Source organism: Neobacillus jeddahensis, assembly GCF_000612625.1.
GTDB lineage: Bacteria > Bacillota > Bacilli > Bacillales > Cytobacillaceae > Neobacillus > Neobacillus jeddahensis.
In genome coordinates this window covers 20,968-44,033 of sequence record NZ_CCAS010000031.1, presented here as the reverse complement: position 1 = coordinate 44,033, position 23,066 = coordinate 20,968, and the positions used below count along the sequence as shown (strand labels likewise).

Genomic DNA, 23,066 nt, shown 5'->3' with positions numbered 1-23,066 from the left:
GCCATGGCCTTGTTCTCTGCTAAGAAAATGTACGAATGATTCATGTCCTTTTCAACGCGATCACTTCTAATTTTTTGAATTAAAAAACCGCACTCCTCCCAACAATAGGGACGAGTGCGGTCGTGATACCACCCTAATTCCAAAAAACACATAATTCCGCATGTTTTTTGCTCGAAAAGATAACGGATTTACCGATGGAAGATACTCTGGTTACCCATTTCCCTAACATAGCTCCAAGGTGGTCAATCATTCGTGTATTCTTCAGGGCTTCCAGCCAATGACCCTGTTCTCTTTTAGAAAATTTTCGAATGACTCATGTCCTTATCACAGCTTCACTTGATTTCTGAATAATTATTGTTGCCAATATTAATACAAAAAACTGAAAAGGTCAATAGGCGGAAAACAAGATTTTTTTCAGAACTCCATACGAACAGTTCCCGTGTTTTTTAGGCTAATTGTGGCCACCAGAACCGTCCCCGTGGCACACTCAAGGAAAGCGGTTTCTGATTTAGAGGAAAAATTATGAAATTTTGGTTGATTTTTTAGGAAAATGGATTTATAATCACTTATGAAAGCGGTTTCCGGGCTTAATACATAAAACTACTAAACTATTTATAGAAACCGGTTTCCTTTGAATGTAAAGGAGGGTGGTAGCAGCATTCCATTAGTTGAAAGTCTGACAAAACAATAATAGGGGGTATCTCAATTGAAAAGCTTGAAAAAACTGGCTGCGATCGGATTATCAACGGCTCTTGCATTGTCACTAGCAGCGTGTAATGGAAATGAAAAGGCTTCTTCTGACGAAGGTAAAAGTGGAGATAAAAAAGTAACGTTGAATTTCTGGACATTCGGTGCTACTGGATATGAAGATTTAGCGAAAGCATATGAAGAAAAAAATCCAGGTGTCAAAATTAAAGTAAGGTCGGCTGAAACGGCAGAGCATCATGATGCCTTATTTACCGCTTTATCCGCTGGAAGCGGGGCACCAGATATTACCATGTTGGAAATTGACCAACTAGACCGTTTTAAAGCGGCACAGGACCGATTTGAAAACTTATATGATCTTGGTGCAAAGGATATTGAGGATCAGTACCTCGATTGGAAATGGAAAACAGGCGAAAACGACAAAGGTGATTTCTTAATTGGCTTGCCAACGGATATTGGCCCGAAAGCATTGTACTATCGAACAGATGTATTTGAGGCTGCAGGTCTGCCAACCGATCCGGAAGAAGTGACAGCATTGATCAATTCACCAGCTGCATTTGAAGAAGCGGGACTTAAAGTGAAAGAAAAAACAGGAAAGCCATTTGTAGATAGTATTGAAATGGCATTCAGAGCTTACTTAGACGGTGCTGGGGAAACATTCCTCAACCCTAAAGGGGAGTTGTTGCTAGAAAAGGATGGGAACGCCGTTAAAGATGCCTATGATTATGCCGTGAAATTAAATAAATTAGGTATTGTTGGGAAATTCGAAATGTGGTCACCAGAGTGGGCAAATGCCGTGAATAAAGGGGAATTTGCTGCTGAATTAGGGGCTGGCTGGTTAAAAGGCTGGATGGAAGGCAATGCACAAGAAGCAACCGGTAAATGGAAAGTTGCGACTCTGCCATCTGAATTTGCTGCAAACTGGGGCGGCTCTTTCATCGCCATTCCAAACGAAACGAAAAATGCGAAAGAAGCGTATAAATTTGCATCATGGTTAATTTCTCCAGACAATCAATTGAAATCCTTCCAAGACAAGGGACTTTTCCCATCTGCACAATCTGTATATGAAATGGATGCCTTCAAAACGAATGAAGATGCCTTCTTTGGCGGGCAATCAACTGCACCAGTGTTTGCAAAAGCTGCCCAAGATATCAATGGAGCGGTTTATAAAGGGGAAAAATACTTCCCAATTTATTCTGAGGTACTGAATGCCTTGAAGAACGTTCAAAATAAAGGAACAGATCCAGAAAAAGAATGGAAAGATGCCGTTAAGCGCGCCAAAGGTTTGTTAAGCCGATAATCCAATAGATTACTAGAAAAGTGGGAAGGCGGATTTGGCGTGACCCGGTAAGGTGTGCGCCACTTCCACCTTTGATGGGAAACGAGGTGTGAAAATGGATCCAGTGAAAGCGAATACTGTAACTAATAAGGTAAAGGTAAGAAAGAAGCGGTACAGGTCTGAAGCAAAAAAAGACATGATTTCCGGCTATTTATACATTGCCCCTTTCTTTATAATTTTTGCGATTATTGGCCTGTATCCGGTATTATTTAGTATTTATTTAGGATTTCAAAAATGGAACGGCCTAAGCCCGATGACATTTGCGGGATTGGATAACTTTAAAGTGGTCTTGACAGATCCCCTTTTCTGGAAGTCGGTTTATAATACGATTGTCATGGGAATCATGGGAACTGCCCCGCAATTAGTGTTTGGAATTATTTTTGCCTATTTATTAAATCTTGCCTTTCTTAAATTTAAAAACTTCTTCAGAGTCACCATTTTTATGCCCTATATTACGTCAATGGTGGCGGTAGCCCTTATTTTCAGTGTGTTGTTTAGTGATCATGAATCTTCCTTAGTCAATTATGTATTAAGTCTAGCGGGGCTTGATCCGGTGAATTGGGGAAGTTCAGAATGGGGAACGAAAATTGCCATTTCGATTATGGTTTTTTGGCGGTGGGTCGGCTATAACACGATTATTTATCTGGCAGGGATTCAAAGTATCCCAAATGATTTATATGAGGCTGCCACCATTGATGGGGCAAATAAATTCCAGCAGCTCAGGTTTATTACGATGCCCATGCTGAAGCCGTTTATCGTGCTTACAGTCTTTACTTCAACTGTTGGGGCACTTCAGCTCTTTTCTGAACCGACTGTATTTCTTGGAACAAGTGCCTTTACGAGGGATGAGGCGATGACGATCGTGATGTATTTGTATCGTGATGCCTTTAAATTACAATCCTTTGGTACCGCATCAGCCACAGCGATCATTTTATTAGTGTTGATCTCAGTGTTTGCGGCAATCAATGTATTCTTAACGTCTGGTATCGGCAGGAAGAGGAGGGGTGGACAATGAATAATTTAGAAAAGGCAAGAAAGTTGTCCGTTGGAAAACTCCTCATTTATGTATTTTTGTCCCTTACTGCATTATTATCGTTGTTTCCGTTTTATTGGATGTTTGTGATGGCCACTAGTCCAAGTTCGGCCTATAACTCGATTCCTCCCACGATTACACCAGGGAATTTGCTGGTTGAAAACTTTAAAAAGGTATTAAATCAAATTGATTTCTTCCATTCGATGTGGAATTCCTTTGTGATTTGTGCCGTTGTGACGCTGGTTGTCTTATTCATTAGTTCATTAGCCGGTTTTGCTTTTGCGAAGTTTGCATTCCGTGGGAAAAATATCCTCTTTGCCGCGATTCTGTTAACAATGATTATTCCGCCGCAATTAGGCTTAATCCCGCAATATTTTCTGATATCGAAAGCGGGATTGCTGGATACCTTACCAGGTGTAATGGTTTTGTTCTTTTTAAATCCTTTGGGCATCTTTCTCATGAGGCAATATATCAGTGAATCGGTCCCTGATGAGCTAATCGAAGCGGCAAAATTGGACGGCTGCTCAAACTTTCGAATCTATCGTAGTATTATCCTTCCGATTATTCTGCCGGCCTTTGCCACTTTAGGTATTATTGTCTTTACGGCAGCATGGGGTGAGTTCCTATGGCAGTTTACCGTGCTCCGAGATCCGGAAAATTATACGATTCAGGTAGCATTAGCCCAATTAAGCAATACCCGAAATGTGGACTTCGGGATGATTATGTCAGGTGTATTCTGGGCAACGGTCCCGCTATTAGTGGTTTTCTTATTATTTAATCGATTATTCATATCGAGTATTACTGATGGCTCTGTGAAATAAGCATTCCTGCCAAATTTATTGTTATCTATTGAAACTCCTAGTAATCTAAAAATAAACTACTATATTATTGGAACATAGAAGGGATTAAGATGAATTTAACTATTAAAGATATTGCGCAATTGGCAGGTGTTTCTCAAGGCACCGTTTCAAAGGTTATCAACAACTACGAAGGAATAAGCGAAAGTACAAAGAAAAAGGTTATGGATATTATTAACCAAAATGGTTACGAGCCAAACTTTTCTGCCAGATCTTTGGCAACGAAAAAGTCAAATTTAATCGGGTTAATTTATGCTGGGAAAATCAATGTGGATATGACCCACCCTTATTTCAATGAGGTTATTTCTTCTTTTAAAAGAAATATAGGTTTACTCGGATACGATATTTTAATGTTTTCAAATGAACGCTTTCATTCTGATAATGGCAGCTATTTAGCAAGATGCCGGCATTTCAATGTGGATGGCTGCTTGATCATTGCCGGGGAGGAAGTGGAGGAAACTACCTACGATTTAGCTTTGGAAGGCTTGCCTTGCATCGGGATTGATATTGAGTTAAAAGGACCAAAAGCAAGCTACATTATGACCGATAATGTGGATTTGTCGAGAAAAGTGGTCGAGTATTTATATCTTCATACGATAAAAAAAATTGGTTATATTGGCGGCAAGTTTGATTCTGCTGTTTCTACATATCGCAAACAAGGTTTCTTAGAAGCAATGAATCAATTTGGACTTGAAATTCGCGATGACTGGATTCAATATGGTGATTTCCATGAGGAAAGCGGTTATGTGGCGATGAAGCAAATACTCCAATGTAAAAAGCTGCCTGAGGCTATTTTTGCTACCTCGGATTTGATGGCACTTGGGGCATTGCAAGCAATTAAAGAGGCCGGCTTAAACTGTCCGCAAGACATCCGGATCGTCGGCTGTGATGATATTGCAGCCTGCCGCTATAGTAATCCCAAACTGACGACGGTGAAACAGGATAAAGAGAAGTTTGGGAAATTATCTGCCTATATGCTCGATGATTTAATTAACGACAGGTCACAATTAAAACCGGTTTTTATTGACTCCGAATTAATTGTCAGGGAATCATGCGGAACAAATCATACGATCCGGTGAGGAGCTAGCAGTATTTTTTATAGATTTGCTGATAAACCAGATGATCAGGATGGTGTGATGTCATTTACCCCACCATTCATGACATTAAAAACATTGTTTACGAAAATAGACTTTTTTCTAAAATGTAGGGTTGATTGGAGGGTAAATGGTGAATTACTACGCGGTACTTGATGTTGGAGGTTCCTCAATTAAATATGCCCTTATGGATGAAACGGGTGGTTTTATTCAGAAATCTTCCGTTCCCACTCCGAAAAAAAGTCTGACCATGTTCATGGATATGGTCGATTCCATCGTTAAGGAGTTTCAAAAGGACTATCTATTAAAAGGGCTGGCCGTCAGTATGCCCGGTGCAGTGAATGTTGAAACCGGAATCATTGAGGGAGTTACGGCACTCCCTTTTATTCATGGACCAAATATGAAAGAACTGCTTCAGGAACGGACACAGTTACCGGTTGAATTTGAAAATGATGCGAATTGTGCTGGACTGGCGGAAGGCTGGATTGGCGCAGCAAAGGATGTAAAGGACTATCTTTGTATTGTGATTGGCACCGGTATTGGCGGTGCAGTGGTTCTTGATAAAAAGGTCCGCCATGGGAAGAATGGTTTTGCCGGAGAATTTGGCTATATGATAATGGAGGATTACTTAGGGCGGCGAGCAGGGGAAACGTGGAGTTCTTTAGCGGCTGTGGGCGGCTTGATTAATCAGGTGGCCAAACGAAAAGACGTGGATCCCGATGTTCTTACCGGTAAAAAGATTTTTGAGCTTGCTGAAAATGGGGACACAGACGTACAGGATGAGATTGGGAAGTTTTTGCAACGGCTTGCTGTCGGCATATATAATTTACAATTTATTATCGACCCGGAGAAGATTTTGATTGGCGGCGCCATCAGTCATCGCGAGGGATTTGTCGAACAGATTAATGCAACATTGCAACAATTGAAATATGAACAAGAGGGTTTAACAGTCCAAGTGGAAAGATGCCAATTTGGCAATGATTCTAATTTAATCGGTGCCTTGTACCACTTTTTGCAGCGGCAGAAGGACTGACTTTTGTTTTAGGCTAACCTCGTGAATAACTCATTTTTATTAAAGGGAAAAGCTACACTCAAGAGGAAGGGAGATAAAACAATGATACATAAAACACTAAAACCGTTTCCGGTCGATTTTTTATGGGGAGCTGCTTCTGCTGCCTACCAAGTCGAAGGTGCATGGGATGTGGACGGGAAAGGGGTTAGCAACTGGGACCAGTTTGTCCGGATTCCCGGTAAGACCTTTAAAGGGACGACGGGGGATGTGGCTGTAGACCACTATCATTGTTTTAAAGAAGATGTCCGTTTGATGGCGGAAATGGGCTTGAAGGCCTATCGTTTTTCTGTATCCTGGGCACGTATTTTTCCGAATGGAAGAGGCGATGTCAACGAGCAGGGCATCGCGTTTTATGACGAGCTAATTAATGAACTGCGCAATAATCAGATTGAGCCGGTTTTGACTTTGTATCACTGGGATTTGCCTCAGGTACTTCAGGACGAATATGGGGGCTGGGAGTCGCGCAGAATCATTGAGGACTTTACCAATTATAGTGTGGAATGTTTTAAGCGCTTTGGAGACCGTGTGAAGTATTGGGTCAGCTTGAATGAACAAAATATTTTTACGAGTCATGGGTATGTCCATGCCACACATCCACCTGGGGTCAAGAATCCGAAGCTGTTTTATCAGGTGAATCACCATGCAAATCTAGCCAATGCCAGTGTGATCAAAGAATTCCGTAAATATGTTCCAAATGGACAGATTGGCCCGAGCTTTGCCTACTCACCAGCCTATCCGGCATCGTCAAAGCCGCAAGATATCTTAGCTGCTGAGAATGCTGAGGAACTGAACAGCCATTGGTGGATGGACATTTATACCTGGGGGAAATACCCGAAAGCAGCGTGGAACTACTTAGTGGAGCAAGGCCTTGCGCCGTCGGTGGAAGAGGGGGATTTTGCCTTACTAAGAGAAGGAAAGCCAGACTTTATGGGTTTAAACTATTATCAGACAACAACATTTGAAGCGAATCCACTAGAAGGCGGAGTCGGTGCCGCGGAAATGAATACGACCGGCATCAAAGGGACGTCAAAGGATACGGGCATCCCTGGGCTGTTTAAAACAACGGTGAATTCAAACCTGGAACGCACGAATTGGGATTGGAATATTGATCCGCAAGGACTAAGGATTGCGCTTCGCCGTATCACCAACCGGTATGATTTGCCGATTTTGATTAGTGAAAATGGGCTGGGTGAATACGACAAGCTAGAAGAGGAGGACCTAATCCATGATGATTACCGGATTGCTTACCTCCGTGCCCATGTTGCGGCCATTCAAGAAGCGATTTCCGATGGTGTCGATATGCTTGGCTATTGTGTCTGGTCCTTCACGGATCTATTAAGCTGGCTGAACGGTTTCCAAAAACGCTATGGGTTCGTCTATGTAAATCAGCACGAGGAAGGCACCCATGACCTGCGTCGTATTAAAAAGGATAGCTTCTTCTGGTACAAACAAGTTATAGAAGCGAATGGAATATAGGCGGGAGCGGAGTGATTACTCCGCTTTCTTCTTTGTCCTGTCCCAAAAACTTCGTTTAGACATCCATCCCCACATTCCTCCCCGGATAAAAAGCCCATTTCGGATCCAATTGGTTTTCTTTTGCCGTTCGCCCTTTGGGAGTAAGTTTAAACACAGCTGTATGACTTCCTAGTGAAGAACGGTATTTTTCAACATGGGATTGGGGTAGGCTTTTATCATAATAGCCTGGCACGTACTTATCGAGCATGGCTTGCATGGCCGCGGTCGCTTCGGTTATATCCGTTACCGCTTCGAGTACGCCGAACAGCATCACACTCATGTAAGCTGTATCTGTCTTGGCGGGGATTGGGCTTACCATCGTTCCGTAATCTTCAGATATGGTGAAACAGCAGTTGGGATTGGCATGAATCAACTCTATTTTTCTCCCTTGTGCCGCTCCGTGAATATAGATAGCCCCATTCATCCAAGTGAAATTCAATGGAACAACATAAGGATGCTCCCCATCCGTTAATCCAAGGTAACCGATTCGTGTTTGATTTATAAACTGATCAATACGCTGATCATCTGTACATACTAATTTTTCTTGGCGAATCTTTTGCATTTTCCATCCCATCCTTTTGTTTAAATGTTAAAATAATTTTAAAAAATTCCTGTGCCTGATAAAAGTGCCAGATTTTAAAAAAATAATAGGGACAGATGGAGGAGTAGCAGTGGAACTGACCCCATTTTTACAAAAGGAGCTGCCAGAGCCGTTATACAGCCAGTTGTATCATTGGATTAAGAAGGAAATTGAAGAGGACAGACTTTTGCCGGGAATGAGGATGCCATCCATTCGCCAGCTGATGATTCATTTAAAGGTCAGCCGGAACACGGTTGAGGCAGCGTACCAGCAGCTGCAATCAGAGGGTTATCTTGAAAGTGTTCCTAAAAGTGGAATATGGGTAGCCGAGATGGAGATGCCTTCACTGCATCTGAATAAGGTGGAACAACCTCCTCGGTTGGAGAATAAGCCAGCAAACGAGGTCCTGGTTGATTTTGAATATGGCAATATCGATCTTGAAAAATTCCCCTTGAAACAGTGGAAGAAATGCCTGTCAGACGCAGTGGATCAAGAGAACTTTCAGTATAGTGAAAAACAGGGTGAGTGGGCATTAAGGCGGGAGATTTCAAACTATTTACTGCAATCCAGAGGGGTTCGTCAAGCGCCAGAACAGATTGTGATAACAGCTGGAACACAGGCCTCCATCGCATTAATTTGCCGCCTTTTAGAGCTTCGGGAAAAAACCGTGGCCTTGGAAGAACCGGGATATAGTGGAGTACGAGCGGTCTTAGAAGACGAGGGTTGCCAGATAGACCCTGTACCCCTTGAGAAGGACGGATTGTCAGTGGACCATATTCAAACAAGCCGAGCGAAGGCAGTATATGTAACGCCTTCTCACCAATTTCCAATGGGCATGGTCCTGCCCATTTCAAAAAGAATGCGATTATTAAAATGGGCTAATCAAACGGGAGGGTACATCATTGAGGATGATTATGACGGCGAGTTCCGTTACCGGGGGCAGCCGATTCCTTCCATGAAATCCCTGGATGAAGAGGAAAGAGTTATTTATTTAGGGACGTTTTCTAAATCCTTCCTGCCATCAGTCCGGTTAAGTTATCTTGTCCTTCCACCCTCTCTAGTGGACCAATATGCACGAAAATTCGCGGCGTATAATCAATCTGTCTCTCCGATTATTCAGCGGGCAATGGCCCTGTTCATGCAATCTAGAGAATTCGAAAGGCATATTCGAAGAATGCGCAAGATGTATCAAAGAAAACATCAGGCGTTGTTAAGGAGTATTGAACACTATTTGGGTACGCAAGTCCAAATGGTAGGAGAAAAGTCAGGCCTGCATATCTTATTAAAAATAAAAGGCGAAACAGCCTCCGAGCTGATCGAAAGTGGTCTCCAGAAGGGTGTCAAAGTGTATTCCCCCTTAGTGTTTTGGATGCATCCTATTTCTGAAGCCAATTCCTATATTATGTTAGGATTTGGTGGATTATCAATAGAAGAAATTGAAGAAGGGGTCAGATTACTGGCTAGCTGCCTTTCGGGAGCAGGAGAGATTGGTTAGGAAAATAAAGTCTATATAAAGCCGATTGGGTTCATTAAATACCAGTCGGCTTTATTAGTGCCATGAATCTATCAATTGCTTTGCGATAGATTTCCTTCCCTGGGAAAAAGAATGTGGCCACAAGAACCGTCCCCTTGGCTCCCATGGCTCATTAATTTTTATTTATCTATAGTGAATTTGCCAACTGCTGTTTTTAGATCATCAACAAGTTCGGATAAATTGGTAGTATGCTGGGCTACCATGGTGGTTGATGCGGACTGTTCTTCCATTGCAGCAGCGATTTCTTCGGCAGCTGCAGAGGTTTGTTGAGAGATAGCAGAGATTTCATCAATCATCCTTAAAACGACATCTTTTTGACCTTGAAGGGTATTAATGCTAGTTGTCTCTTGTTTGATGGATGTCATAATCTTATTTAGTGATTCTGTTAACTGATTTATGGAGCTGCTTACTGTTGTTACAGCACTTTTTTGATTCTTATTAATCTGATTGGTATCCCCCATTACATCGACTAGTTCAATGGTATCGGAAAGTATACTATTAATAATACTTTGAATATCCTGCGTTGCTTTTTTTGATTCTTCCGCTAGCTTACGAACTTCATCAGCAACAACGGAGAATCCTCTACCATGTTCACCAGCTCTTGCAGCTTCAATAGAAGCATTAAGGGCCAATAAATTAGTTTGTTCGGCTATTTGGCCGATTGAATTTGAAACATTAGAAATAGATTTTGACTTTTCATTAAGCTTAGACATCATTTCTGTTACTCTTTGGAAAGCCTTTTCTAAACTTTGATAGGACTCTTCTAAATTAACCACCTGCTGATTGCCAGTACTAATCCGTTCAGAGGCTTCGTCTAATTCTTTTTCTATAATAGTAGACTGTTTTGATAATTCTTCAACTTCTTCACCTAATTCAGAAATGGCATTGGAGCCTTTGATAATTTGTTCAGATTGGGTTCCTACCCCCGTCGCAATTTCTCCAATAGCCTTTGATACCTCGGATATAGCAATTTTATGCTCATTGGAAATGACTGATAGGTTACCAGTAGCTTGATCAATTGAGTTTACATTTCCTGATACCTTTTTGATTAGATTGTTCATATTTTGAAGCATTTTATTATAGTTTTCTGTCAAATGTCCGATTTCATCATTTGCTTTAATATCAACCGTAGTAACTAAATCCCCATCGGCTGTTTTTTCAATGACGCGCAGTAAAGTAGTGATGATCTTTTTCAGTTTTTCTGCAAGAAAGATCGAGCACAGAATTCCAATCAATAGTCCTAATAAAATGGAATAGAGGCCTGTCCAATTAAAATCATTAATTTTTTTTGCGAAAATTTCCGTTGGGGTAAAGGACATCACTTTCCAGTTCAGATCTTGAATCGTGGATATTTCACCTGAATAGTCTTTTTCGTCCCATGTTAACATATGAGAGGTAAGATCTGAGCTCTTATATACATCTTCAACCCAGCCAAATACAGATTTTAATTTTTGGTTATCGGAAATTAAATCTTCTACCCCTTCAACCGAGCCACTTTGTGCAGGATTTATATTTTTTCCATTTGCATTTTTTATAAATGAACTAACAATAAAGCCATGTGCGTCTAAAATGACAAGTTTTGCATTTGATTGACTTTCAATCTCTTCACGAATAGTGCTGATTGAAGAAAGGTCGATATCGTAACCCAATGCCCCAACCATTTTTCCGTTAGACATGATCGGAGTGACAATAGAAGTCATGATTTTATTACTCTGTGTATCTTTGTAAACATCCATCCATTGGGTTTCGGGGTTTTGGTTTAACTGCTTATATGTTCGAGTGGTTCTAACATCTAAGTCCATATCGGCGTAAGGTGCAATATGAAGCTTGCCTGTAGTGAAATCCATGTAATATACGGCAATCAGTGTATTATTTTTTTCTTTATAACTTTGAATTAATGATTGAATTCGTGGAATCGCGTCTTTTGAACTAATATCGTTCGATACAAGCGTAGCAAATTGTTCGATAGACGTTTTATAGGTATTGAGATTGAGGTTTACTTGTTCCGCGGCATGAATCGCGTTGATTTTATTTAAGTCAGCATCGTCCTGCTTTAATATTTTGCTCACAGTAAAGTAATTAAAGGCAAAAGAAGCACTTACCGCCAACAATATAGAGATACAAATAAAGAGAATCCACTTTATTCTGATTGAAAGTCCCTTTTTGTTTGATTTTAGTTCTGTCATATTTTTCTCTCCTTTAGGATTATCCTTGCTGAAAAATGATTCCCAAATAATAGATATCGTCTTGACTCGATAAAGGTTTAGAAATCATAAAAATGTCTTTTAATTTTAATTATTCCGTTAGTGAATTTCTTCGGTGGTCAACTTAATCGATAGTGCTTTGATAGCATCATCAATATCAGTTGCCTTTTGAGGAAGGGTTTATAAAAGGATAAATTTGAATCGTTCATACTCCGTTTATAAATTTTTGTTATGATGGAAATTAAATTTCTGCTATAGTTGGCTCTTTTTAAAATAAGTAATAGAGTCTGGTAAGGGTATAATGATGGATAAGTTTAACGTGTGTATAAGGAACTTTTCTGTTATGAATGCTGCCACAAGCTTTCTTCTGCTGTCGCTTGGTGGTGTGGTATTAGGTGCAGTTATTAGTTTCCTAAAGATTCTCTTGATGCGCTGGTTAAGACAACTCGGGCTTGAGAATACTACGTCTTACATGTTGATGGAGATACTGCTGCCGTTTTTAATTTTCATGATTGCCGAGTACATTGGGGTGAACGGGATCTTAGCAGTTGTAACGGGTGGGATTGTCCATTCTTTCAGTTATAAAAGGCTGAATCCAGAAATTGCTCAATTGAACCTATTATCAAAGAATACATGGTCTATGATTACGTTCAGTTTGAATGGTCTTGTGTTTATTCTTTTAGGAACCCAATTACCCGAAGTCATGCATACCATTTGGGAAAATGAACAATTTCTTAAAGGCACCCTTTTGTTGTATATTTTTGGTATTACTGCGTTAATCCTGTTGTTACGTTTCTTATGGGTGCTTTGTTTCCCTAATTTTAAATTAGAGTCATCTGAAACACGGAAGTCACATATGAAGAACATCTTTCTCTATACGATTTCCGTTTTGCGGGGAACGATTACTTTGGTGAGTACTCTATCTCTTCCTTTCATTTTAGGAAATGGAGAGACGTTTGTAGAACGAGATTTATTAATTTTTATTGCAGCTGGTGTCATTGTTATGACGATGTTACTCGCGAACTTTACACTGCCTTGTTTGCGCCTAAGAAAGAAGCGAAAGAAAAGTCTCTCGATCATTCGACTGAAATACATCTATTACGAGAAGTCATTGGACAGTTACTGAAATACCAAACAGAAGAGAACAAGGCCAGTATTAAAAAAGTAATGAAGATGTACAATGATCGTATTCATTGGTTAATCCAAAGAAATTAAATGAACAGGAAAAACAATTAAGGGTCCTTATTTTGCAGTGGCAATTAGAAAATATTGAAACGATGCTTAAACAACACGAAATTAATCTTCAAGTAGCTTTTCCGCTTTTGAAGAGAATAAATAGAATCCTTTATTTCCTAACGAAAGAGGACAAATATAAGACACATCTCTTCCAAAGTAAATGGTTCAAAAAAGGTATGCGTTACATTCACCTGAAGAATCTTTCATTCAAGGAAAAAAGACAGCAACAAATGCTGCTTGAAGAAAGTAATAGAAAAGCGATATTGAACCGGTTGGAGGAGTTTATTGAGCAAAATTCTTTTCCACGTGAGATAATAGATTTTTTTATTCTTATCTATAGCGGAAGACCAGAGAGTGATCATTCAGCCGAGGAAGTGCAAGAATCCTTTGATTTGGCTTCCCAAATTGAAAGAGAATTAATCCAGAAATACTTTGAAAAGGGAAAAATCAACCGTGGTGAAGTGAAAGAGCTTCGTGATAACCTACTTGTTATTGAAAATGCCCTACATACAACCGGTCAATATGAATGAATTTCCTACTTAGTTAGTATCCTAGCCCTTCCTCACGGTGGGGCTTTTAAAATGTTTATATAATTGTCCCATTCATTCAGTCCTATAAATAATTTTTTCTATATAATAAAATCAATAAAAGAAAACGGTTACATTATTTTGTTATTTCTGTTCATTGCTTTCCTGGTTTCAAAGGTATATTATTTTAAAATAGTTTTATATCAATCTATCATCTTCTTATTTATTACTCCCATCCATATAATTGTAAAATTTGGCTTTGATGAAATGAAAATATTTAAAAGTTTTTAGGTACATGCTAACTTTAATTAGGAGGGAAATGTGTGTCAAACACAAACACAATTAAAAAATTGACTCTAGTATCCCTAGTATTAATGATTTTTACTTCTGTGTATGGATTCAACAACATTCCAAGATCATTTTATAAAATGGGATATGCCGCTATTCCTTGGTTCATATTCGCAGCGATCACCTTCTTTGTTCCTTTTGCTTTAATGGTAGCTGAATTTGGTGCCGCCTTTAAAAAAGAAAAGGGTGGGATCTACTCTTGGATGGAAAAATCCATTGGTCCCAAATTTGCCTTTATCGGAACGTTTATGTGGTATTTTTCCTATATCACGTGGATGGTGAATGTCGCATCCGGTATGTGGGTTCCGGTGTCAAATGCGATCTTTGGGGAAGATACAACGCAAAACTGGACTTTTTTAAGTCTTAAAGGGCCTCAGGTTCTAGGGGTTTTAGGAATTGTCTGGATTCTGATCGTAACCTATACCTCAACAAAGGGTCTGGATAAAATTAAGAAAGTCACCTCTATAGGTGGTACAGCTGTCTTGTTATTGAATGTCTTTCTTTGGGTCGGGGCAATCGCCGTCCTTATCGGTAATCATGGACATTTGGCACAGCCGATTACAAGCCTGGAGTCATTTATGCAAACGCCAAATCCCATCTATGCAGGAGATATTATTGCATCATTAGCATTCGTCGTCTATGCCCTCTTTGCTTTTGGTGGACTGGAAGCAGTAGGTGGTTTAGTGGATGTAACCGAAAAACCAGAAAAGACGTTTCCGAAGGGCATTCTTTTATCCGCAGGGATCATTTCTGTAGGGTATGCATTAGGAATCCTGTTAATTGGAATATTCACCAACTGGGCGGATGTTATGGGGATTGAGAATGTAAACCTAGGAAACGCCAGTTATATTGTTATGGCTAATTTAGGATATTCTTTAGGTGATGCTTTTGGAGCAAGTCATGCTACCTCTACGACTTTGGGCCTTTGGGTTGCAAGATATATTGGACTTTCCATGTTTCTGGCATTGTCTGGTGCGTTCTTTACCTTGATGTTTTCACCGTTAAAGCAAATGATTGAAGGCACACCTAAGAATTTGTGGCCTGGAAAAATTGGTGAAACAAAGAATGGTATGCCAGTGAATGCAATGTGGATTCAAGCTGCTATTGTTTGTGTGATGATCGCCCTCATCGCTTTCGGTGGAAGCACCATGGCGACATTCTTTAACATACTCGTTTCGATGACGAACGTGGCGATGACGATACCATATATCTTTATCGCACTTGCATTTCCATATTTTAAGAAAAAAGTGGAAATCGAAAAGCCGTTTAGTGTATATAAAACTCGATTGAGCGTCAATATTTGGACATGGATTGTTGTTCTAACCGTTGGACTGGCCAATTTCTTTAGTATCATACAGCCTGCTATAGAAGGAGATATCCAAACAACGATTTGGAGTGTGGCAGGACCGGTTATTTTCTCCATTGCTGCCTGGTTCATGTATAGCAGATATGAAAAAATACAAAATATCGACGGGCGGAAACAAAAGAAAATAAGTTAGTCTTAAAATACAGAAAAATGAAGACAGAAGTGGAGCTGACTATAGCTTCACTTTTCTTTTTTTTAAGGCTCCGGCCCCTTATTTAGATTTGTTACGGTGAACCGTATCATAAGTAAATCGTCTGTTTGTTTTAATTGCAAAAATTAATCATTATCTAGGTGTTCTTTCTGTTCAATCCATTTACGAATGGCCATTTATAAGATTTATTCTATTTAATAAAATAATGATATACTAATGATAAAAGAATCAGGAGGTGTTACAAGTGAAATGGGAGCAAGTACGTGAACAATACCCGGAGCAATGGGTGCTTGTAGAAGCTATTTCTGCCTACTCGAAAAATTCAATTCGCTATCTCGAAGAACTATCAGTCATTTCTAACTTCCCCGAATCAACATATGCATGGAAAGAATACAAAAAACTGCATTTAGCTGAACCTTCTCGTGAATACTACATTTTTCATACTGATCACATAAAAATTGAAGTTAAAGAACAAAAATTTATTGGAGTTAGGAGACGACTTCAATGAAGATTGAGATGTTCGAGGGATTACCAATAGTCTCTGTTTCTCTAACTTATAAGGGAAAAACAATGTGTATACATGATGTACTATTAGACACAGGCTGCTCCACAACCATTTTTGATACAGATGAAGTAGAAGAGATCGGACTTATTATCGATCGGAAAAATGGCAGACCAAGAAGAATGTACGGAGTTGGTGGGGAAAGTGAACTCTGTTATGAGCAAATTGTTTCAAATATAAGAATTAATAACCATCTATTCGATTCCTTCCAATTACATTTAGGAATTACAAAGGAAACTTATGGATTTAACGGTATTCTCGGCGTTGATTTCATGTACGAATCTAATATTATAATAGATTTTAATGAAATGGTAGTTAAGTAAAAATATTAAAACGAATATACATTTAAACTTGAAACCTCATTTAGATCCATCACGGTGAATCATACCACAAATAGAGATAGTTTTACAAAAAAAGAAAAGCATAAAATAATCCCCATCTGTCAACCAGATGGGGATTATTTTATGCCTTTGGCCATGTTACGGCATGGCGTGGTCTGTTTTAGCACTATTACCTTTTGTCATAGCGGGCAGCATAACATCATCCACCAACTGCTCGATGAATGGGTCATCTACCTCATCGTCCTTCATAAAAACAAGATGGTATCGCAATACCTCAAAAGGCAGCAGCTTCACCATATCACTAACCTCATGCTTGATCTCACCACGAAGGTTGGCTCTCTCAATGATTTTTCCCATCACCTGCAAGTTCGATACCGTTATCTTTTCCGATAAATGGACCACTTCCGGATTCTCAATCAATTCGTTTAAAAAGCCTTTCAAAAATTCAGCGGAGAAGGCCAAAGAATTCTTAACAAAATGTTGGCATAGTGCAATTAAATCACCACGGAGACTGCCTGAGTTATAGTTGGAACTCCAAATGCTTCCATTTCCATCTTGAAAGGTTTTCCATTTGACGGCCTCATATAAAAGAAGGAATGGTGATGGCCAAGCACGATAGAGGACACTGCGACTTGTCTGAGCCGCTTTGGCGATGTTTTGAAATGTAATGGCTTTATAGCCTTCAGTTTCTAATAGTTCAATGGCGCTTAAATAAATTGCCTCTTTAAGTTCATTTCCACGACGTCTTTGTTGGGCCATTTTACCACCTCAAAATATTTTTAAGATACTTCATGTACTTTATTGTATTTTAGCAAACTTTGTTGTATATTACTACTTGAGATATTTAAGATACAACATGTATCTAAAAAGAGAAGAGGTAAAATGATGAAAAAGGAAAAACAGGATAAGCTTCCAAAAGAAGTGACCCGCGCCGCTTGGGCCATTGCAATGGCCGCCATCGCTCCAATGCTGGACACGACGATGGTTAATATTGGGGTTAACCAATTTGGCCACGATTTTCATACATCACTCGAGATTATTCAATGGGTGATAACGGGGTATGTGTTAGCACTTGCGGTGGCAGTGCCAGTATCAGGATGGCTTATGGATAAGTTTAACGGTAAGAAAGTGTTACTCTATGCAGAGTTAGGCTTTATTCTTTCCAGTGTACTGGCAGGATTAAGCTGGAATATTGAGAGTTTAATAGCCTTTCGCGTCTTACAAGGGGTGAGTGCGGGGATTATTATTCCATTAATGACGACTTTATTGATGAAAGTCGCTGGTCCCGATAAGCTTGGTCGATTGATGGCCGTGGTTGGAACGCCGATAATTCTTGGACCTCTTTTGGGTCCAGTGATTGGTGGATTTCTCATCCAATGGACGACGTGGCGGTGGATTTTCTTTATCAACATTCCAGTCGGTTTAATTGCCCTTTATTTAGTATCCAAGCGTCTTGACGATTTTGAGCCATTTAATTCAGAGAGTAAAATGGATTGGATCGGCACCATTCTTCTGGCGATGATGAGTTCTTCCTTGATTTTTGGCATTACACGTGCTGCCCATTTTGCTAGTTTTCATAATCACCAAACCTATTGGTATGTGGGGCTTGGGCTGATGACGGCCATCCTCTATGTTATTTATAATGGGAAGAAACAGAACAAAACCGTCATGCCGCTTAATCTTTTTAAAAGTAAAAGTTTTTCAGGAGCCATTATCGGGATGTTCTTGGTGGGGCTAGCAACAAATGGACCGATGTTGTTACTTCCTTTATTCTTCCAAAATATAAAGGGGTTTACCCTTATTCAAGCTGCACTTGCGATGATTCCTCAAGGTGTAGGGATGCTTGTGGCAAGGCCGACGATTGGGAAACTGATTGATAAGCTCGGGGCAAGGTCCGTCGTAATGGTGAGTCTTGTTATTTCACTAGCAGGTTCGATTCCCTTTATCTTTATTGATGAAAAAACTAGTTTTGTTTTAATTGCGGTCGTGTTATTTATTCGCGGAATTGGTGTAGGTGGGATTACAATGCCTTTAATGACGGATGCCTATACGGGGCTTCAAAAAGGGCAAATTCCCCAAGCCAGTATCGCCAGTCGAATTATTCAAAATGTCGGCTCGAGCTTTGGTTCTGCTGTTTTAGCAACAGTAGTGGCCACTGTTGTATCAGGATTGAAACCAACGATTCCTACTATTCTTCATGGATATCAAGTCGGCTTTCTCATTTCCGTTATTGTGATTGGGATTATGTTTATTCCCGCTTTATTTTTAACGAATAAAAGGAAAGCGACAAATAATTAATCTCCCAGGCCACATATCAAAATCGGTGCCTGACCCCCATTGCGTTAAAGCTTTAATACGCTGGGGGTCAGGCACCGATTTTAGGATTATTTTACAAAACATAACTCGAAAACGGTTAGTTGTCATAGCAATTCTACTACTTTAAGTTGAATACAATTTCTTTTTTTACAAATAATAACACGAACATGATTCTAATATTGGAAGGAATTCAAATATAATGGATGAAAAGATGATTCAACTTACTTCGTCAGAAATAGCTTCTCTTTGGACAGCTTATATGAATAATAGTATGTCTATTCAATTTCTAAACTATTTTCTAAGAACAGTTGAAGATTCTGAAGTAAGGTCAATTATTGAAAAAGGCCATAGCATTTCAGACGAATATCTTGCCCAAATTACCGAAGTTTATCAACAAGAGAATATCCCTATTCCGAATGGTTTTTCAGATAGTGATGTGAACCTAAATGCCCCTCGATTATTTACAGATTCATTTATGATAACTTATGTAAACCATATGTCTAAAGCTGGGATGTTAGGTTATAGTGGTTTTTTATCAATGAGTGCAAGAAAGGACATTAGAAAACTTTTTAAGAATGCTCTACATATGACTTCTGATTTATATGATGAAAGTTCAGGGGTTCTTCTTGAAAAAGGACTATATATCCGTTCACCTTATATTGATTATCCTCAACAAAAGGATTATGTGGACAGCAAAAAATATTTAAGCGGTTTAAATCCATTTTCAAATAAACGACCACTAAATGCTGTTGAACTTTCTCACTTAAATATGAATATTCAAACCAATTTAATCGGGGCTAAATTATCCATAGCTTTTGCACAATCATCACCGAGGAAAGAAGTTATTAAACTAATGCTACAAGGAAAGGACATTTCTGAAAAACACGTGAAAATTTTCTCTACTACATTACTTGATAATAATACACAATCACCTGTATCTTCTGATGTTTCGATAACCAACTCCACAGCAGAGGTGTTTTCTGATAAATTGATCATATTTCATCAAGGGTTATTGACTGCTTCAGGAACGGGCAACTATGCAACAGCCGCCGCTGCAAGTCAACGAAGTGATTTAATTTTAAATTATGAGAGACTTTCCCTTGAGATTGCACAGTACGCTAAAGATATTGCTTATTTGATGATTCAAAATGAATGGCTTGAACAACCGCCTGGTACTTTGGATAAAGTAAAATTAGCACAACAAAAAAAGCAAAATTAAATTTACAAAAGGCAGTGTCATAAAAGCACTGCTTTTACATTTCAACTAAAAAAATGTCATTAGCAACGACTATAATCAATTTGTCTTTTTTGGTTCTTTGTAAGGCCTTTGGGAAATGCTTCTCCCCAATGTTTGATAAGTTTATATCCTTTGTTAGATCAGAATAGTATTGGGTCCATCATGATATCACACAACCAATAAGTGCATCAGAGAAGATTTGTGTGACCACAAGAACCGTCCCCTTGGATTGTGTGGTTATAGCTGAGCGAACCTTTGCTCTGTCCTATGGAGTTGTTTTACCCGTTCCTCCAAGCTGCGATCTGCCATACCAGTATAATTATACCAATGTAGATTCTTGCGGATTCCCATTTTGCGGAAAGTGCTCCAGAATAGGACTTTGGTTATCAGATTGCCAAAAATCCATCGATAAATGAAGTGAGGAGTGTTCATCACGGTTAGTAGGGAAACGCCCTTAATATTAGGGAGCAAGCATGTGAATGGACGACCAGACGGTAATCTTGATGGTTCGCAATATGGTTGCCTTATCATAAGTAAATGAGGTTTTGGTTATTGAAAGACATATATAAATGAAAAGCCAATAATAAACTAATAAAGTGTCATGAATAAGGATTAATAGAAAGAGTTAGGATGAAATTTTCCTAACTCTTTTGTGTATCAAGAGGGCTTTCCTGATAGGAAAACGCACCCTAATATCTCGGTATAAATTGTGACAAAAGTCTCAGAAACCAATCATTCTTTAGAACGTATAGAAAATAATGGTATTTTTTCTAAAAGGAGGGGAAGGGATGAGTTTTTTCAAAAGAGGCGCAATCCTAGTGTGCATTCTGTCGTTTGTAGTACTGGCAGCGTGTACGATGGAGCAAACGCAAACAGAGAATCCAAAGTCTGCCAAAACAACGGCAGCCAAAGAAACGGTGGAGGAAAAGATTCCACTTGCAGCAAGGACAGTGGAAGAAATGGTTGACCAAAAAGCTGGCGCCTTGGTCGAAAAACATATGGACCAGCAGTTGGAAACGCTGGGGGGCTGGGACAGTCAGCAATACCGGGATTTTCTAGAGCAAACGTTCAATCCGATTGCCGAGAAGGAGTTCAAAACTTATTTGACCAAACATAAAAACCTAAGCGGTGAGCAGGTATATGATTACCTTGTGTATCAGCTTGGTTCAGGAAATTATCAAAACTATTATGAGCAATTAGTTACATATGAACATGGTTTCGTGATGCCGGAATTGCCAAATGGTGCGGATGAGGTAACCACAAAACAAAAGAAAATGAATGTGTTGGTGTTAATGGATGCAAGCGGCAGTATGAAAGGGAAAATCACCGGCCAAACGAAAATGGAGTTAGCGAAAGCGGCGATTGCCAAGTTCGTGGGGCAAATTCCCGGTGATGCCAATCTTGCCTTGATCACATATGGACATGTGGGCACATCAGCCGATTCCGATAAGATCACATCCTGTTCGTCCGTGGAAGCGGTGTATCCACTATCAGCCTATCAAGCTGAAAACTTCACAAACTCGTTGAACTCTTTCCAGGCGAGTGGCTGGACTCCATTAGCTGGGGCGATTAATAAAGCGGGAGAAATTCTGCAAGCCTATCCTTCAGACGACTACTCGAATCTAGTTTACATAGTGAGTGACGGAGTGGAAACATGTGATGGAGATCCCGTTGCTGCGGCGGGGCAGCTTCAAAGTCAAAATATCAAAGCAAAGGTTAATATTATTGGATTTAACGTAGATAACGAAGGTCAGCAGCAGCTAAAACAAGTGGCCGATTCCGGCGCGGGAGAGTATGTCACGGTAGAGAATCCCGCTGAGCTCGAAGTTCAAATCACGAAAAAATGGCAGCCTACATTGGGACAGCTTGCTTGGACGCAAGGTGTGACCATGCAGCAATGGATTGGGGCGATGGATCGAATGAATAAAATCTATAATCCCTTATATACTGCCTCCGATGCAGAATTGAATCGTATTCAACATGCTGCGTATTTCTTGTATGATGAGAAATTGATATCCGATGAGGTGGAGAAGCAAGTCCTGGAGTTAGCGGAGTCGATGCATGATTTACGAAATGAACACTTCAAAGCCATTAAGGAGGACAAAGAGTCGGAAAGAAAGCAAGTCTATGAGGAAATTAATGCGAAGGTCGAAGAATGGCGTCAGCAATGGCAATAGGAGTAAAGGACCGTAGGAAAGGCCCGGCTAGTTTTTTTGGCCAGCTGGGCAGCCGTTCGGTTTGAATTGGCTTTCTGACTATGTTTAGAAGGAGGGAGCAGCCAATGACCATAAAGCTAAAGAAGAAAAAGAAGGTAAAACGGGGCTTCCGGATATTTGAGAATAGGAGGGAGGCCATTGCTGGCCTATTCATAATCATCGGCCTTCTTTTTCTGATTGTCACGTTCATTTTGTGGGGCATGTCCAAGTTAGTCGAAGAACATTTCATTCTGTCGGAAATGTTGGGTGCTTACAGTTCTGCCAGCCTGAGTCTCTGCTTTGGTCTTACGTTTATCGGGATGATCGTTGGGACAAGGAACTGGTTGGCAAAGATTGTTTGTTTACTCGCCGCAGGTGTGTTGATCGTAACCGGCTATTCCTTTATGGAAACCTCGACCCTTCTCTATAAAGATAAAGCGGCTTTTGAAAACAAGCAGTTTGAAAAGTTGGTCGCGATTCCCATTGGGGTGGAGTATGATGACCCTGACACCGGAACCCAATTTATAATGGAGTTGGAATTTAGTGATCTCACCATCGACGTCTATAACCTGAATATTTCAAGAAACTATTACGCAGCAAATTTGTCCGGAAAACCGCTAGAAATAGCCTATCTCCCGAACAGTCATTTTGGTGTTAGTGTGAAGGAATATCATGAGGAAGCAGGGAAATAAGTGTAAAGTCTTTACATAATCGAAGTGATTCTATAAAGGCAACCGAATAGCATGTAGTTAACTGTAAAAGTATTAGATGACTTTAAAAATAATTAACAGGTAAATTATGCTTGTTGGGATAAGAAATAAATTTTTAAAACCAAGTATGAATGCTAGTTGAAC

19 protein-coding genes and 1 other annotated feature (1 of these 20 running past the window's edge) are annotated in these 23,066 nt (G+C 39.8%); of the genes, 16 read left to right on the top strand and 3 right to left on the bottom strand.

All coding sequences use genetic code 11. From position 1 onward, the window contains the following. Window positions 1–64: a binding site (T-box leader), on the bottom strand; it reaches 170 nt to the left of the window's first position. 642 nt (window positions 65–706) lie between these two features. The 6 genes from TY15_RS14180 (at window position 707) to TY15_RS14155 (ending at window position 7,576) form a co-directional block, all read left to right on the top strand. After that, window positions 707–2,005 carry an ABC transporter substrate-binding protein gene (locus tag TY15_RS14180; protein ID WP_040205872.1) on the top strand — a complete coding sequence of 433 codons (1,299 nt, stop codon included), beginning with the start codon at window positions 707–709 and terminating at the stop codon, window positions 2,003–2,005. Between the two features lie 94 nt (window positions 2,006–2,099). After that, on the top strand, window positions 2,100–3,059 hold the full coding sequence (locus TY15_RS14175; RefSeq protein ID WP_040205873.1) for a carbohydrate ABC transporter permease: 960 nt from the start codon (window positions 2,100–2,102) through the stop codon (window positions 3,057–3,059). Further along, a complete protein-coding gene (locus tag TY15_RS14170; RefSeq protein WP_040205875.1) occupies window positions 3,056–3,898 on the top strand; it encodes a carbohydrate ABC transporter permease in 843 nt (280 codons plus the stop codon). The genes TY15_RS14175 and TY15_RS14170 overlap by 4 nt, the downstream gene beginning before the upstream one ends. A gap of 89 nt (window positions 3,899–3,987) precedes the next feature. Then, window positions 3,988–5,013, top strand: coding sequence for a LacI family DNA-binding transcriptional regulator (locus TY15_RS14165; protein WP_040205876.1), 1,026 nt, complete (start codon window positions 3,988–3,990; stop codon window positions 5,011–5,013). A gap of 145 nt (window positions 5,014–5,158) precedes the next feature. Continuing rightward, entirely contained in the window at window positions 5,159–6,061 is a 903-nt protein-coding gene (locus TY15_RS14160; RefSeq protein WP_040205878.1) for an ROK family protein, read from the top strand. An 81-nt stretch (window positions 6,062–6,142) separates the two neighbouring features. After that, a complete protein-coding gene (locus tag TY15_RS14155) occupies window positions 6,143–7,576 on the top strand; it encodes a glycoside hydrolase family 1 protein (protein ID WP_040205879.1) in 1,434 nt (477 codons plus the stop codon). Window positions 7,577–7,631: 55 nt separating this feature from the next. Here TY15_RS14155 and TY15_RS14150 read toward each other — a convergent pair whose 3' ends face one another. Next, window positions 7,632–8,177, bottom strand: coding sequence for a pyridoxamine 5'-phosphate oxidase family protein (locus TY15_RS14150; RefSeq protein WP_040205880.1), 546 nt, complete (start codon window positions 8,175–8,177; stop codon window positions 7,632–7,634). 109 nt (window positions 8,178–8,286) lie between these two features. On the opposite strand from TY15_RS14150, the gene pdxR reads away from it, so the two are divergent. After that, window positions 8,287–9,690, top strand: a complete 1,404-nt coding sequence (gene pdxR / locus TY15_RS14145; protein ID WP_042374896.1) for a MocR-like pyridoxine biosynthesis transcription factor PdxR — start codon at window positions 8,287–8,289, stop codon at window positions 9,688–9,690. 158 nt (window positions 9,691–9,848) lie between these two features. Here the strand turns inward: pdxR and TY15_RS14140 are convergent, their stop codons facing one another. Further along, on the bottom strand, window positions 9,849–11,915 hold the full coding sequence (locus TY15_RS14140; protein ID WP_040205882.1) for a methyl-accepting chemotaxis protein: 2,067 nt from the start codon (window positions 11,913–11,915) through the stop codon (window positions 9,849–9,851). Window positions 11,916–12,237: 322 nt separating this feature from the next. Here TY15_RS14140 and TY15_RS14135 point away from each other — a divergent pair, with 322 nt between their 5' ends. The 5 genes from TY15_RS14135 to TY15_RS14115 all read left to right on the top strand — a co-directional run bounded on the left by TY15_RS14135 (window position 12,238) and on the right by TY15_RS14115 (window position 16,446). After that, complete coding sequence (locus tag TY15_RS14135) at window positions 12,238–13,059, top strand: cation:proton antiporter domain-containing protein (RefSeq protein WP_187373551.1); 822 nt, start codon at window positions 12,238–12,240, stop codon at window positions 13,057–13,059. A 121-nt stretch (window positions 13,060–13,180) separates the two neighbouring features. Next, window positions 13,181–13,699, top strand: coding sequence for a hypothetical protein (locus TY15_RS14130; RefSeq protein ID WP_142305369.1), 519 nt, complete (start codon window positions 13,181–13,183; stop codon window positions 13,697–13,699). Window positions 13,700–14,019: 320 nt separating this feature from the next. Beyond that, window positions 14,020–15,543, top strand: a complete 1,524-nt coding sequence (gene yjeM, locus TY15_RS14125) for a glutamate/gamma-aminobutyrate family transporter YjeM (RefSeq protein ID WP_040205884.1) — start codon at window positions 14,020–14,022, stop codon at window positions 15,541–15,543. A 262-nt stretch (window positions 15,544–15,805) separates the two neighbouring features. Further along, window positions 15,806–16,069 (top strand): hypothetical protein, encoded by a 264-nt coding sequence (locus TY15_RS14120; RefSeq protein WP_040205885.1) that lies wholly within the window; start codon window positions 15,806–15,808, stop codon window positions 16,067–16,069. Beyond that, window positions 16,066–16,446 (top strand): retropepsin-like aspartic protease, encoded by a 381-nt coding sequence (locus TY15_RS14115; RefSeq protein WP_040205888.1) that lies wholly within the window; start codon window positions 16,066–16,068, stop codon window positions 16,444–16,446. The genes TY15_RS14120 and TY15_RS14115 overlap by 4 nt, the downstream gene beginning before the upstream one ends. A gap of 156 nt (window positions 16,447–16,602) precedes the next feature. Here TY15_RS14115 and TY15_RS14110 read toward each other — a convergent pair whose 3' ends face one another. Beyond that, window positions 16,603–17,223, bottom strand: coding sequence for a TetR/AcrR family transcriptional regulator (locus TY15_RS14110; protein WP_042374894.1), 621 nt, complete (start codon window positions 17,221–17,223; stop codon window positions 16,603–16,605). Window positions 17,224–17,349: 126 nt separating this feature from the next. Here TY15_RS14110 and TY15_RS14105 point away from each other — a divergent pair, with 126 nt between their 5' ends. The 4 genes from TY15_RS14105 (at window position 17,350) to TY15_RS14090 (ending at window position 22,904) form a co-directional block, all read left to right on the top strand. Further along, entirely contained in the window at window positions 17,350–18,762 is a 1,413-nt protein-coding gene (locus TY15_RS14105; protein WP_392391423.1) for an MDR family MFS transporter, read from the top strand. A gap of 217 nt (window positions 18,763–18,979) precedes the next feature. After that, window positions 18,980–19,999 carry a DUF3231 family protein gene (locus tag TY15_RS14100; protein ID WP_040205890.1) on the top strand — a complete coding sequence of 340 codons (1,020 nt, stop codon included), beginning with the start codon at window positions 18,980–18,982 and terminating at the stop codon, window positions 19,997–19,999. 806 nt (window positions 20,000–20,805) lie between these two features. Next, on the top strand, window positions 20,806–22,194 hold the full coding sequence (locus tag TY15_RS14095; RefSeq protein WP_040205891.1) for a vWA domain-containing protein: 1,389 nt from the start codon (window positions 20,806–20,808) through the stop codon (window positions 22,192–22,194). A gap of 104 nt (window positions 22,195–22,298) precedes the next feature. After that, window positions 22,299–22,904 carry a hypothetical protein gene (locus TY15_RS14090; protein WP_040205892.1) on the top strand — a complete coding sequence of 202 codons (606 nt, stop codon included), beginning with the start codon at window positions 22,299–22,301 and terminating at the stop codon, window positions 22,902–22,904. Window positions 22,905–23,066 lie beyond the last annotated feature (162 nt).